This window comes from Flavobacterium sp. (assembly GCF_039930565.1).
Classification (GTDB): domain Bacteria; phylum Bacteroidota; class Bacteroidia; order Flavobacteriales; family Flavobacteriaceae; genus Flavobacterium.
Map to the genome: position 1 here is coordinate 13,629 of NZ_JBDTTP010000054.1, position 14,883 is coordinate 28,511.

Sequence of the window (14,883 nt, forward strand, 5' to 3'; positions counted from 1 at the left end):
ACATTTTTTTTATTTAAGCAATTATTTGTATTAACCATAAAAATTGAATTTCACTTATTTTGTGTCATAATGCATAGCATTAATTCAGCTAATATAACAATGTTTATAGTACAAAGAATCTCAAAAAACTAAATAATAATACATAAAAAACCTCCCGAAATTTTACTCCCGGAAGGTTCAGTCCTACAATTAATAACCTAACAATATTATTTCCAGCCTCCGCCTAAGTCCCTGTAAACATGTACTACAGCATTAAGCTGCTCTTTTTTGGTATCAATCAATTCTAATTTTGATTCTAAAGCATCACGCTGTGTCATCAAAACCTCAAAATAATCAACCCTTGCCGATTTAAACAAATCATTAGAAACGGCTATAGATTTGTTTAAGGCATCTACCTGCTGCGATTTTAAATCGTAACCTTTTTGAAGATTATCAATTTTAGAAAGCTGATTCGAAACTTCTAGATAAGCATTCAAAATAGTACGATCATAATTGTACAACGCCTGCAGCTGTCTGGAATTGGCACTCGCAAACTCTGCTTTTATGGCATTTCTGTTAATTAAGGGTGCCGCAAGATCTCCTGCAAGCGAATATAAAATTGACTCCGGAAAAGTAAACAAATACGAAGATTTAAAAGCCTGTACGCCTACCGCAGCTGAAATATCCAAAGATGGGTAAAATTCGGCACGGGCTACTTTTACATCCAGTTTCGCTGCTGCCAATTCCAGTTCGGCCTGTTTAACATCCGGGCGATTCTGCAATAATTGCGAAGGAATACCTGAACTTACCGTTGCTGGTACCAAATCGGTAAAATTGGTTTTCTCTCTTTTGATTTCCTGCGGATAACGCCCTGCCAAAAAGTTGATTCGGTTCTCAGTTTCTTTTATCTTCTGAAGAATTTCAAACTCCAGACTTTTAGAAGTCAAAACCTCAGCCTGAAATTTCTGAACAGCCAATTCAGTTGCCCTTGCCGCTTCTTTCTGTACTTTTACAATTTCCAAAGCATTAGTCTGCAACTCAATATTCTGTTTCACAATATCCAACTGGCTATCCAACGCTAACAATTCATAATAATTATCAGCGATTTCGGCAATAAGATTGGTAATTACAAAATTCTTACCTTCAACCGAAGCTAAATATCTGGTAACAGCTGCTTTTTTAGAATTGCGCAGTTTTTTCCAGATATCCACTTCCCAATTCGCATAAGCCGCAATGGTAAAATCTCCAAGTGGGTCAGGCGTTTCTACACCTGGCTTTATTTCAGTAGTGGCATCACCAGCACCCTGACTGGTGTACCTTCCTACTTTTTCTACTCCAGCTCCGGCGCGTACTCCGACAGTTGGCAGATAGGCTCCTTTTCTGATTCGGATATCATTTTTTGCGATTTCAATTTCCTGTAATGTGATGTTCAGTTCCTGATTGTTTTTCAGGGCAGCATCAATCAGATCAACCAGGTTTTTGTCCTTAAAAAAGTCATTCCATACAATTGCAGACATGTTGGTAGTATCCTGAGCTTTGACAGTACCAAAAAATTCCGGAACAGGTTTATTTGCACTTGCAAAATCTGGTGACGGAGCTTTACAGCTCATTACAGCAAGACAAATACCTGCTGTAATAGTGTATTTATATAATTTTAATTTATACATGATTGTTGTCAATTTCTTCTGTTAGTGGATTTTCTTCTTCATGTTTCACCAGTTTATGTTTCTCTGCTATTTTTGCAAAAATGTAATACAATCCCGGAATCACAAATACACCGCAAATGGTTCCGATAAGCATACCTCCCGCAGCGGCCGTTCCAATGGTTCTATTACCAATTTTACCCGGTCCGGAAGCAAAAGCAAGCGGAAGCAATCCGGCAATAAAGGCAAACGAAGTCATCAAAATAGGTCTAAACCTGGCTTTTGAACCTTCCATAGCCGCTTCCAGAACCGATTTTCCTGCTGCATGCCGCTGAATCGCAAACTCCACAATCAATACGGCATTTTTACCCAATAGACCAATAAGCATTACCATCGCAACCTGTGCATAGATGTTATTTTCCAGTCCCGTTAATTTCAACAAAAGAAAAGCTCCGAAAATACCCGCCGGTAAAGAAAGAATTACTGATAATGGCAGAATAAAACTCTCATATTGTGCTGCTAAAACCAGGTACACAAATCCTAAACAAATCAGGAATACCCAAATGGCCTGATTTCCTTGTGCCACCTCATCGGCAGAAATACCTGCCCAGTCAATATCATATCCTCTCGGTAGTTTTTTGGCGGCTACTTCCTGAATCACTTTAATCGCCGTTCCGGAACTGTATCCCGGAGCAGGACCACCACTAATCTCGGTAGAAGTATACATATTATGTCTCGTAATTTCTGAAAGTCCGTACACCTTTTCTAATTTCATAAAGGCTGAAAAAGGTACCATTTCATCACGGTTATTTTTTACATACAGTTTCAAAATATCTTCGGGCTGAGCACGATATTCAGGTGCGGCCTGAACGATTACCTTGTAATTGATTCCGTATTTAATGAAACTGATTTCGTAGTTACTACCCACAAGAGTTGATAAAGTGTTCATCGCATTTTCGATCGAAACCCCTTTTTGCTGCGCCAAATCATTGTCGACTTTCATCATGTACTGAGGGAAACTGGCACTGAAAAAGCTAAATACATTAGATAATTCAGGACGTTTGTTCAATTCTTCCACAAATTCCTTATTGACTTCTTCCAGTTTTTTGAAATCACTTGAACCTGTTTTATCCAATAAACGAAGTTCGAATCCTCCTGCGGCTCCATATCCGGGAACTGCGGGTGGCTGGAAAAATTCAATATTGGCACCCGGAATATCTTTTGACTTTTCTTCCAGCTCCGTCATAATTTCCTGTACGGATTGTTTACGATCGTTCCAGTCTTTTAAGTTAATCAGACAAGTTCCTGCATTTGCTCCGGTACCTTCTGTCAGAATTTCATAACCTGCCAATGACGAAACCGATTTTACGCCTTCGATTCCTTCGGCTATTTTTTGCAATTGTTCTGCAATATTATTTGTTCTTTCTAATGACGATCCAGGAGGTGTCTGGATAATGGCATAAAACATTCCCTGATCTTCATTCGGGATAAATCCTGAAGGAACAGTGCTGCTAACCAGCCATGTTCCGGCACAAAAACCAAGAAGCGCAATAATCGTAACTGCTCTTCTGTTTATAATTTTGCCTAAAACATTTTGGTATTTGCCCTGTGCCAGGTTAAACTTATTATTAAAACCATCGATGAATCGGTTTACAGGAGTTTTCTTTTTAGGTTTACCGTGATTGTTTTTTAGCATCATCGCACAAAGTGCCGGCGTTAAAGTCAACGCCACAATACCCGAAAGTATAATGGCTGTTGCCATTGTAATCGAAAACTGTCTGTAAAAAACTCCAACAGGACCGGACATAAAGGCAACCGGAATAAACACCGCAGCCATTAAGAAAGTGATCGCAATAATGGCCCCCGCAATTTCATGCATCGCTTTTTTAGTCGCTTTTATTGGTCCAAGATGTTCTTCTTCCATCTTGGCGTGAACGGCTTCAATAACCACAATCGCATCATCGACGACGACTCCAATTGCTAATACTAAGGCAAAAAGCGTAATTAAGTTAAGTGAAATATCGAAAAAGGTCATGAACACGAATGTTCCTATAAGCGAAACCGGAACTGCAATTGCCGGAATAACCGTCGAGCGCCAGTCTCCTAAGAAAAGAAAAACAACCAATCCCACCAAAATAAAGGCTTCGATCAGCGTATGGATTACTTTTTCAATAGAAGCGTCCAGGAATTTAGAAACGTCATACGATATTTCATAATCCATTCCTTTTGGGAATTTTTTCTTAATGGTTTCTAATTTGGCTTTTATATCCTCAATAACCTGATTGGCATTACTTCCAAAGGATTGCTTCAACACAATCGCTGCCGAAGGTTTTCCATTTAAGTTCGAATAAATATCGTACATGGAACTTCCAAATTCTACTTTTGCAATATCCTTCAAACGTAAAAGTTCTCCGTTACTGTTAGATCGTACTACAATGTTTCCATACTGTTCCTTAGTTGTAAAACGTCCTGAATATTTTAATACATATTCAAATGCCTGAGATCTTTTTCCTGAAGCTTCTCCTGTTTTACCAGGGGAGGCTTCTAAACTCTGGCTGGATAATGCCTCCATTACTTCCTCGGCAGAAATTTTATACGCCAGCATACGATCGGGTTTTAGCCAGATACGCATGGCATATTCACGTGTACCTAAAATATCTCCGGATCCAACACCGTTAACCCTTTTTAACTCTGACAGCACATTGATATCTGCATAGTTGTATAGAAACTTCATGTCGGTATTTTTATCCGTACTAAAAAGATTCACATACATCAGCATACTTGGTACTTCACGGGTAATTTTCACACCTTCCCTTACTACCAGTGGCGGTAATTTATTTACAACCGAAGCAACACGATTCTGGACGTTAATGGCAGCCTGATTAGGGTCAGTACCCAGATTAAAAACTATCTGGATACTCGCTTCACCGTCATTTCCGGCGTCAGAAGTCATATATTTCATTCCCGGAACTCCATTTAAAGCTCTTTCTAATGGAATAACAACCGATTTGATCATCAATTCACCATTAGACCCAGGGTAATCTGCCGTAACATTTACCATTGGCGGAGAGATTGACGGGAACTGGGTAATCGGTAAATTCAGCACTGACAATACCCCCAAAAAGACAATTATCAGCGATATCACTATCGACAGTACAGGTCTTTGTATAAATTTATTAAACATTTATTTATTTTTTAATGATTAAACCTATTCTGCTTTAACTCGCAAATTGTTGATTACCTTATTAGGAGCGATGTAACCGTACTTGATCTTGTCATCTTCTTTTACTTTCTGAACTCCTTCCAGCAAAATTTTATCATTTGCCGTAAGTCCGCTGCTTACTACATATAAATCCGGAATCTCACCTGTAATCGTAATTTCTTTAGAATTAACTTTATTGTTTTTACCCACAATAAAAACATACTTTTTATCCTGAATTTCGTAAGTCGCTTTTTGCGGAATCACAATAGCATTTTTCAGAGGAACAAGCATTTGAATTTTTCCTGTTTCTCCGTTTCTAAGCAATTTTCCTGAATTTGGAAATCTTGCTCTAAAGGCGATATTTCCGGTTTCACTATCGAATTCACTTTCGATTACTTCAACATTTCCTTTGTATTTAAAAGGTTCTCCATTAGCCAGAAGCAAACTAACATTCTTCCCTGCACGATCTTTTACATCGGTTTGGTATTGAAGATATTCCGGTTCAGAAACATTGAAATAAGCAAACATCTGACTATTATCTGAAAGGCTGGTCAACAATTCTCCTTCGTCGATAAGGCTTCCTAATTTTAAAGGAATTCTATCGATTGTCCCGTCAAACGGAGCTCTGATTTCTGTAAATGATAAATGAAGTTTAGCCAGTGCAACCTCAGCTTTTGCTGCCTGAAGTTTAGCCTGCGCAACAGCCTGTTCGTTTTTAGAAACGATGTTTTTATCTGCCAGGGTTTTGGCATTTAGTAATTCTATTTCGGCCTGTTTCTCTTCTGCCTGGGCTTTAAGCAATTCAGCTTCGTACATTTTTGGCATGATTCTGAACAAGATCTGACCTGCTTTTACAAACTGACCTTCATCAACATAAATATTTTGTAAAAACCCTTTTTCCTGGGCCCGTATTTCGATGTTCCGCACAGAACGTATCTGTGAAACATACTCTTTTGTAAATGAAGTGTCGATTTCTACAGGACTGGTCACTGTAAATTTTTCTTCTTCTTCTTTTTCTTCTTTTTTTGATGTACAACTGGTTAAGCACAACAAGGCTAATAAGCCCGTTAATACGACTATTCTTTTCATGGTATAAAAAATGGAAATTAAGCGATTGAAATATTAGGAATATAAATTCCTGAGTGGTAAAAATTATCAGTCGCCAGAATAAACGTGACATCTCACAATGAAAAGTATCTAAAAATAAATTTCATATCTATCCATGATCACGCTATGGCAACCGATGTTTAGACAGAATCAAATTCTTAAAACTCTCTGAGTAATGTAAATAGGATTGGATTGGCCATAAGAAGACCCGAAAATTTCAAAATAATTATAAGAATCGGTAATAATTTGACGAGGAAATGTCAAATACCATTGATTAAGTAAACTATATCTGGAAGAAAAACTTTTAACACCCGGCAAGCCTTTGACATCATTATTTCCAGAATAATCTTCTTCAACATCAGCTTCTTCAATTATGGAAGTGGTTTGATCCTGACTTGTATATTTTATGTGATGTTTTCTTTCAATATTATGAAATGAAGCAGTATGATTTGTTTTTGCATGAATATATTGCCCTCCGCTTACCAGAAGGAAATTCATGAATAACAAAAAAGCAAACCATCTTTTCATATTGGATGCGAAAGTAATCAAAGTACTGAAACAAAAAAAGGTTTTTTAATAAGGTTTAACAACTAAAACTAACGAAAACGTTTTCATTTTTACTAAATGCTTATTTATAAAAAAAATAATTTTTATAAATAAGGAATTATTCTATTTATAACAGTCTCGATTGTAACTATATTTTTAATTATTTAGTAAAAAAGAAACCTCTTAACAAAACAAATATTTGCTATATTCGTCTCGTAAAATAGTAATGTAACCCCAAATTAATTTTATGAAAAACCTATTATTAGCCCTATTTTTATTGACAGCATGCTCTAATTGGGCACAATCTGCCACCGGTTATTTTGATACAGCCTTAAAAAAAGCCGAATCCCGCAACTTTAAAGGCGCAATTGCTGATTACACAAAAGCAATTGGCATGAATTTGCAGTTTGTGGAAGCTTATCAGAACAGAGGAGTTGCCAAATATAATTTAAACGATTATAAAGGAGCAATGGCTGATTTTACGAAGGCAATCGAATTAGATTCCATGAACTCAGATGCTTTTACCGGCAGAGCAAACGTAAATTACAAATTAATGAATTTTAAAGAAGCAATTGCTGACTGTTCTTCCTGTATCGATTTAAATCCCAAAGATTATATCGCCTACAATTTAAGAGCTTTAGCCTACAATAAAGTTGGGGATAAAAAAAGCTGCTGCAAGGATTTCACTAAAGCTATCGAGCTGGGAAGCAAAAGTGCCATTAAAAACAGAGCTACTTTTTGTAAATAAAACAACCCGCTACAACTTTTAGCAATCTGTAAATCATTTTACAGGTTGCTTTTTTATTTAAAACTATGCTACTAAAATAAAAGATATCATACATTTGTTTAACAAATTTATTTCATGGCGCTTCTTAAAAAGATAAACAATAAAGCCCAGGCCGATAAAAATTCCGGGTTTGGAACCAATGCAAATAGTTATGGCGGACGTTTTGTAAATAAAAACGGGACTGCCAACATTGAAAAAAGAGGAATGCATTTGCTAAGTCGTATTAGCTGGTACCACACCATGATTGATATGCCGAATTGGAAATTCTTGTTTATTTTATTTGTGTTCTATATTCTTATCAATTTTATTTTTGCGATTCTTTATTATGTAATTGGTATAGAACATCTTAATGGTATTGAGCAGTCACAAAGTCCATTAACACAATTTGGGCAGGCCTATTTCTTCAGCGCACAAACATTTACAACCGTTGGTTACGGGCATATAAGTCCAACTGGGTTTTTAACCAGTGCTCTTTCTGCTGCAGAAGCTTTAATTGGATTATTGAGTTTTGCCATTGCAACAGGTTTGTTTTTTGGGAGGTTTAGCAAACCGACCGCATTTTTAAAATTTTCTCATAATGCTTTAATTTCCCCTTATGGAAGCGGCAAAGGTTTAATGATTCGTTTAGTACCTTTTAAAAACACCAATTTTACTGATGCTAAGGCAAAAGTTACACTGGGAATGAGTGTTGAGGAAAATGGAAAAATGACAAATAAATTTTATTCTTTAGATTTGGAACTGGACAGGATCAATGCACTTTCTTTAAGCTGGACACTAGTTCATCCTATTAATGAAAATAGCCCTTTATATAATTTTACAGAAGAAGACTTTAAAAAAACTCAGGGTGAAATTTTAGTTTTCATTACTACTTTTGATGATATGTTCAGCAATACAGTTGCCGCCAGAACTTCCTATACTTTTGATGAAATAATATATGGAGCAAAATTTCACAATATGTACAATAGAAGTAAAGATAGTTCAAAAACTATTTTACATTTAGACCAGCTAAATTGGTTTGAATCAACAAAAATTTAATACATATCGTTTTAATCGGATTTTATTCTACATTTGTTTATCAAATAATTAAAAATGATGAACAACATTAAGACGGTTTTCAGCATAAAAGATCTTGAAAACTTATCTGGCATAAAAGCGCATACTATTCGTATTTGGGAAAAAAGATATAACGTCCTGGAACCAATGCGAACGGATACTAACATCAGACTTTATAATTTACAAAGTCTTCAAAAGCTTCTTAACATTACATTACTCCACGAATATGGTTATAAAATATCTAAAATAGCTACTTTTTCTGAAGAGAAAATACCTCAATTGGTAAGAGAAATAATTTCTAAGAAAAATGCACAAAACTTCGCTATCAATTCCTTTAAAATGGCGATGATGAACTTTGATCAGGAGATTTTTTTTAACACTTTTGACTGGCTGATTTCTGAAAAATCATTCAAGGAAGTTTTTAAGGATCATTTTCTTCCTTTATTGAGAGAATTAGGTCTTTTATGGCAATCCCAAACTATAAGTCCGGCTAATGAACATTTCATGAGCCACCTCATTAAACAAAAAATATTAATTTATACAGAAGGTCTTCAAATTTTAAAACCTACTAAAACCAATAAAATATTTGTACTTTCCTTACCAATGAATGAAATTCATCAAATTGGATTGTTGTATCTTCAGTATGAAATTTTATTACAAGGTTACAAGACAATTTATTTGGGCGAAAGCATGCCAATTGAAAATCTTGAAGACCTTACCAAACATTTTGATACTATCACCTTTGTTACTTTCATGACTGTACAGCCTGAACGCAGTATAATTAATCAATATGTAAAAAAAATGGAGCAAAGATTACTGCTAAAAAATAATGAAATCTGGCTTATGGGCAAGATGGCAGAGCATATAGACAGAGAAAATTTATCCGAAAGAACTTTTGTTTTTAACTCCATGGAAGAAACAATTAATAAAATTTAATTTTTTTTGTTTAAAGTTTTTGTACATTTGTTAAACAAATGAGAAAAAAAATTACAATAATAGGGTCTGGCTTCTCTGCTTTAGCCGCTTCATGTTACTTGGCACAACAAGGACATGCTATTACTATTTATGAAAAGAATGATTCAATTGGTGGCCGTGCAAGACAATTTAAAAAAGATGGATTTACCTTTGATATGGGGCCAAGCTGGTACTGGATGCCGGATATTTTTGAGCGTTTCTTTCAGGATTTTGATGCAAAACAATCTGATTATTATGAACTAATAAAGTTAAATCCTGCTTATCGCGTTTATTTTGGAATTAACGATTTCATAAGTATTTTTGATAGCTTAGAAGAGATAACAGCAACTTTTGAATCAATAGAAAAAGGAAGTGGTCAAAAACTTTTAGCCTTCATCAATCACGCCAAAAGCAATTACGATATTGCTATAAAAGATTTGGTTTATCGTCCCGGAGTTTCTCCCTTGGAATTAATTACCCCTAAAACAGCTTTAAAACTGGGTCAGTTTCTATCAAATGTAAGTGCTGACATTAGAAAAGAATTTAAAAATGAAAGGTTAATTCAGATTCTGGAATTCCCGGTATTGTTTTTAGGTGCAAAACCATCCAAAACACCTTCTTTTTATAATTTCATGAATTATGCCGATTTTGGTTTAGGAACCTGGCATCCTAAAACGGGAATGTTTGATGTCGTTCAGGGTATCGAAAGGTTAGCTTTGGAATTAGGAGTAACCATAAAAACCAATTCACCCATTGAAAAAATCGTTGTCGAAAACAAAACTGCAATTGGAATTGTAATCGATGGAAAAATCATCAAATCTGATATTATTGTAAGCGGTGCCGATTACCAGCATACCGAAACTTTAATAGAGGAAGAGCATCGTAGCTATTCTCAAAAATATTGGGAAAGCCGTGTTTTTGCACCATCCTCTCTCCTGTTTTATATTGGCTTCAATAAAAAAATAGAGAACATCTCCCATCACGCGTTATTTTTTGACGTTGATTTTAATCAGCATGCAGCTGATATTTATGACGATCCAAAATGGCCTGCCGAACCGTTATTTTACGCTAATTTTCCATCAAAAACCGATGAAACTGCCGCACCGGAAGGAATGGAAAGCGGATTTTTCTTAATTCCGCTGGCGCCAGGAATAAATGATAGTGAAGCGCTTAGAGAAAAATATTTCGAAAAAATAATCACTCGTTTTGAACAACTTACACAGCAAAAAATTAAAAATAACATTATATTTAAGAAATCTTTCTGCAAAAACGATTTTGTAACCGACTATAATGCCTATAAAGGTAACGCATACGGTATGGCAAATACCTTATTGCAAACGGCTTTTTTAAGACCAAAGCTGAAAAGCAAAAAAATAAAGAATTTATATTTTACAGGACAATTAACCGTTCCGGGTCCGGGTGTTCCTCCAGCTCTCATTTCAGGAAAACTGGTTGCTGAGTTAATTAAAAAATCTATCAAATCATAGAAAATGAAATCACTATTTGACACCGTATCTTTCCAATGCAGCAAGTTGGTAACCAAGAAATACAGCACCTCGTTTTCGCTGGCAGTTTACATGCTGTCACCAAGCATCCGCGATGCTATCTACAGCGTGTACGGATTTGTTCGCTTCGCTGATGAAATTGTAGACTCTTTTCATGATTATGACAAAGAAAACCTCATCAATGATTTCGAAAAAGAATATTATAAAGCAATGAAATTAGGAATCAGCTTAAATCCTATTTTGAATTCTTTTCAGCAAACTGTTAAACACTATAATATTACAGACGACCTGATTCAGGCCTTTTTAAAAAGCATGAAACTCGATCTTGTAAAATCGACTTACAATACCCAGACCGAATATGAGGATTACATTTACGGATCTGCTGATGTAGTAGGTTTAATGTGCCTGAAGGTTTTCGTAAAAGGAAATCCGCAAAAATACGAACAGCTTAAAAATGAGGCCATGAGACTTGGATCGGCTTTTCAGAAAGTAAATTTCCTCAGGGATTTAAAAGATGATAATTTAGTATTAAATAGAACATATTTTCCAGGAGTTGATTTGAATTCATTTGATGAAGACGCAAAATGCAGCATCATTAATGAAATTGAAGAAGATTTCAGAATAGCATACCAAGGTATCGTAAGACTTCCAATTGAAGCACAATTTGGCGTTTATACAGCTTTTGTTTATTATAAAAAACTTTTGAAAAAGCTAAAGAACACGCCTTGCCACCAAATTGGAACTTCACGAATTCGTGTTTCTAATTATACAAAAGCCGGACTTTTAGCGCAATCTTTCGTAACTTACAAATTAAAATTAGTCTAAAATTCATTCCAAAAAACAAAAGCAAAATGGTTTCTTTTTTAATATTTTTAGGTGTCTTTCTGTTCATGGAATGTGTGACCTGGTTTACCCACAAGTACATTATGCACGGACTTATGTGGTACTTTCACGCTGATCATCACCAGCCAAAATATGAACATACTTTTGAGCGAAACGACATTTTCTTCGTCATTTTTGCCATTCCAAGTATTACCTTATTTTATCTGGGCGTTCAGGGCGGATTGAATTATTTGTTCTTTGTCGCCTGTGGGATTACGCTGTACGGGATTTGCTATTTTATGATACATGATGTTTTAATTCACCAGCGTTTTAAATGGTTCAAAAACACCCAAAACAAATACCTCATCGGATTGCGAAAAGCACATAAAATCCATCACAAACACCTCGGAAAAGAACACGGAGAATGTTTCGGAATGTTATTTGTTCCTCTCAAATATTATAAAATGTAAAATTAGTTGGGCGTTACCCCGCAGAAAAAGCGGGGTCGGGTTTTTCGTTCCCGCTTTTTTACAGCAGGCAGACATAAGCGGTAGTGAAGTTACTAAGCAAAAGCCAGCTGTAAAAAGAGCTACACTGCAACCCCTAACGCATTCGTAAATCCAAAACTTTTTTAATGTACATCTATGAAAATATATAAAATAGAAACGGTTCAACATCTTAACGCCACGATTGAAGAATGCTGGGACTTTTTTTCGAGTCCAAAAAACCTTCAGACCATAACTCCTGAAAACATGAGGTTCGAAATCCAGGATTTTGATGGCAAACGCATGTATCCGGGACAAATTATAAGCTACACTTTAAAACCATTGTTGGGAATTAAAATCAATTGGGTTACAGTGATTACTGTTTCTCAGGAAAACCAGTATTTTGTAGACGAGCAGCGTTTTGGACCATATGCCTTGTGGCATCACAAACACTTTTTTGAACCGGCAGAAAACGGCGGAACAAAAATGACAGACATTGTACATTACGCGATACCTTTTGGGTATCTAGGCCGTATTATGAATAAATTAGTGGTAAATAAAAAGATTAATGGCATTTTTGACTTTCGTCGTACTAAAATCGAGGAATTGTTTAATTTAAAATTACACCATTTTTAAAACATCGCTTGTCATTCCGCAGGGATCTCAGTGCCAAAAATTGCAACTTTAGATTACTACGTAAATGATAAAATTGCTTAAAAATGTAAAACTTGTTAAGAATTTAAACACATAGAAACATAGATTTATAAATTATAGAAAAAGCGTTTCACTTGTATAAAACACATAGCTATGTGTGAGAAACCAGCTTCTTAAACTTATTCTTTAAACAAAAATTAAGATCTATGTTTCTATGTGTTAAAATCATACACAAATGATGACAAAACAAAAAGTTATCCTTTTCTGGTTCCGGCGTGATTTGCGTTTAGAAGATAATACAGGATTGTTTCATGCCTTACAATCAGGTTTAACTGTAATTCCGTTGTTTATTTTTGATGATGAAATTCTGGAAAACCTGCCTCAAAATGATGCGAGAGTAAGCTTTATTTACGATTCACTTGAAAAAATAAATACGGAACTTAAAACAATTGGTTCTTCAATTCTAATCAAAAAAGGAAAAACCTTTGAAGTCTGGCAATCACTTTTACAAGAATTTGATATCCAGAATATTTTCTTTAATAAAGATTATGAACCGTATGCCATTACACGGGATTTGGCAATTGGTCAATTATTAAAAGAAAATAATATAGAAGCGTTTTCCTTTAAGGATCATGTGATTTTTGAAGAAAAAGAAATTACAAAAGCGGACGGACTTCCGTACACGATTTACACACCCTATAAAAATAAATGGCTGGAGAAATACCATCTTTCAGGACAAGCTCCTGAATATGATACAAAGCTCTTTTTACATAATTTTACCAAAATACAATTTCCTTTTCCTGAATTATCCCAAATCGGTTTCGAAAGAAGCGGTATTAAAGTACAGCCGCACAACTTAACGCAAATTGCCAATTATAAACAAACAAGGGATTTTCCGGCTTTAGACAGCACCTCTTATTTGTCGCCGCATCTGCGTTTTGGCACTGTGAGTATTCGGAAATTAGTGAATTGGGCCAACAGGAAAAACCAGACTTTTTTAAGCGAACTGATCTGGAGGGAGTTTTTTATTCAGATTCTTTTTAATTTTCCCAGAGTTGTGAATCACAATTTCAAACCGGCATATGATGGCATTCAGTGGCGCAATAACGAAGATGATTTTAAACGCTGGTGTTCTGGAACTACAGGATATCCGATGGTGGATGCCGGAATGCGGCAATTGAACAAAACCGGATACATGCACAACCGTGTGCGTATGGTAGTAGCCAGTTTTTTATGCAAACATTTGCTCATTAACTGGCAATGGGGAGAAGGGTATTTTGCCGAAAAACTATTAGATTTCGAATTGGCGTCTAACGTAGGCAACTGGCAATGGGCTGCAGGAACAGGCTGTGACGCTGCACCCTATTTCAGGGTTTTTAATCCGGAAATTCAACTGAAGAAATTCGACGAAAAAGGAATTTACATCCGCAAATGGATTCCTGAATTTGATATGGCTTACAATGAACCTATGATTGAGCATGCTTTTGCAAGGGATCGCGCTATTGCGACTTATAAGGAGGGGATTATTAAGTAATTTTCGTCTGAAGTCATTTCGAGCAACCAAGCAATCTAATACCCTATATCTTTGAGCATGAATATTGATTATTATGACTGTCAATCTGGTTTGCAACGAGTACTTATTTAAAATGCAAACTAAATAAAGCGTTTACAACGCGTCTTTACAGATAATTAAGTAAAAATGTTAGTCTATAACATTAAACGCATTATTACTATACTGGGCGTTCCCGAACTTATTGCAAAACTCCAAAAATGGAACTCACCCTACAAGGCAAAAGTCTTGTTTTTAGTGGAAACGATTTATTTAAAGTTAAATAAAGCTAACAATTTTTCTCAGACCAAATTAGCCGCCTGAAAAAAGAGCCTTCTCAAAAGGTTTTATTTGAATTACAGTATCGCAAATTTTGAAGATTTAAATCGAAAAAAGAGGTTTTTTCACAGCCTGACGTTTGGTCGCTTGCCGAGGTTGGAAAATTTGAAGAAGGCTATTTTCTACCGAAAAGATATATAATAAAAACGCTAATTACATTAAAATTGTAATCACGCCTAAGAGTTGTGTTAGCCGGAGTTTTTTTCTAATAATAAGTTATTGTTCTTTTGATTAAATTTTTAAAATCTTGTGTTGATT

General features: G+C 35.5%; 12 protein-coding genes. 8 read left to right on the forward strand and 4 right to left on the reverse strand.

Annotation, left to right across the window (positions count from 1 at the left end):
• Positions 1-206 precede the first annotated feature (206 nt).
• From ABI657_RS13405 to ABI657_RS13420, 4 genes are all read right to left on the reverse strand, one after another.
• Entirely contained in the window at positions 207-1,646 is a 1,440-nt protein-coding gene (locus tag ABI657_RS13405; RefSeq protein WP_348097775.1) for a TolC family protein, read from the reverse strand.
• Positions 1,639-4,806: an efflux RND transporter permease subunit gene (locus tag ABI657_RS13410; RefSeq protein ID WP_348097776.1), complete on the reverse strand. Its 3,168-nt coding sequence runs from the start codon at positions 4,804-4,806 to the stop codon at positions 1,639-1,641. Before ABI657_RS13410 ends, ABI657_RS13405 begins: the two co-directional genes overlap by 8 nt.
• A gap of 24 nt (positions 4,807-4,830) precedes the next feature.
• Complete coding sequence (locus ABI657_RS13415) at positions 4,831-5,913, reverse strand: efflux RND transporter periplasmic adaptor subunit (RefSeq protein ID WP_348097777.1); 1,083 nt, start codon at positions 5,911-5,913, stop codon at positions 4,831-4,833.
• A gap of 168 nt (positions 5,914-6,081) precedes the next feature.
• Positions 6,082-6,459 carry a hypothetical protein gene (locus ABI657_RS13420; protein WP_348097778.1) on the reverse strand — a complete coding sequence of 126 codons (378 nt, stop codon included), beginning with the start codon at positions 6,457-6,459 and terminating at the stop codon, positions 6,082-6,084.
• A 265-nt stretch (positions 6,460-6,724) separates the two neighbouring features.
• Between ABI657_RS13420 and ABI657_RS13425 the strand changes: the two genes are divergently transcribed.
• The 8 genes from ABI657_RS13425 (at position 6,725) to ABI657_RS13460 (ending at position 14,271) form a co-directional block, all read left to right on the forward strand.
• Entirely contained in the window at positions 6,725-7,225 is a 501-nt protein-coding gene (locus ABI657_RS13425; RefSeq protein WP_348097779.1) for a tetratricopeptide repeat protein, read from the forward strand.
• Positions 7,226-7,339: 114 nt separating this feature from the next.
• On the forward strand, positions 7,340-8,299 hold the full coding sequence (locus tag ABI657_RS13430; RefSeq protein ID WP_348097780.1) for an ion channel: 960 nt from the start codon (positions 7,340-7,342) through the stop codon (positions 8,297-8,299).
• A 54-nt stretch (positions 8,300-8,353) separates the two neighbouring features.
• Positions 8,354-9,253 (forward strand): MerR family transcriptional regulator, encoded by a 900-nt coding sequence (locus tag ABI657_RS13435; RefSeq protein ID WP_348097781.1) that lies wholly within the window; start codon positions 8,354-8,356, stop codon positions 9,251-9,253.
• Positions 9,254-9,291: 38 nt separating this feature from the next.
• Complete coding sequence (locus ABI657_RS13440; protein WP_348097782.1) at positions 9,292-10,758, forward strand: oleate hydratase; 1,467 nt, start codon at positions 9,292-9,294, stop codon at positions 10,756-10,758.
• A 3-nt stretch (positions 10,759-10,761) separates the two neighbouring features.
• A complete protein-coding gene (locus ABI657_RS13445; RefSeq protein WP_348097783.1) occupies positions 10,762-11,601 on the forward strand; it encodes a phytoene/squalene synthase family protein in 840 nt (279 codons plus the stop codon).
• Between the two features lie 26 nt (positions 11,602-11,627).
• Positions 11,628-12,068: a carotene hydroxylase gene (locus ABI657_RS13450; RefSeq protein WP_348097784.1), complete on the forward strand. Its 441-nt coding sequence runs from the start codon at positions 11,628-11,630 to the stop codon at positions 12,066-12,068.
• 174 nt (positions 12,069-12,242) lie between these two features.
• On the forward strand, positions 12,243-12,719 hold the full coding sequence (locus tag ABI657_RS13455; RefSeq protein ID WP_348097785.1) for an SRPBCC family protein: 477 nt from the start codon (positions 12,243-12,245) through the stop codon (positions 12,717-12,719).
• A gap of 256 nt (positions 12,720-12,975) precedes the next feature.
• Positions 12,976-14,271, forward strand: coding sequence for a deoxyribodipyrimidine photo-lyase (locus ABI657_RS13460; protein WP_348097786.1), 1,296 nt, complete (start codon positions 12,976-12,978; stop codon positions 14,269-14,271).
• Positions 14,272-14,883 lie beyond the last annotated feature (612 nt).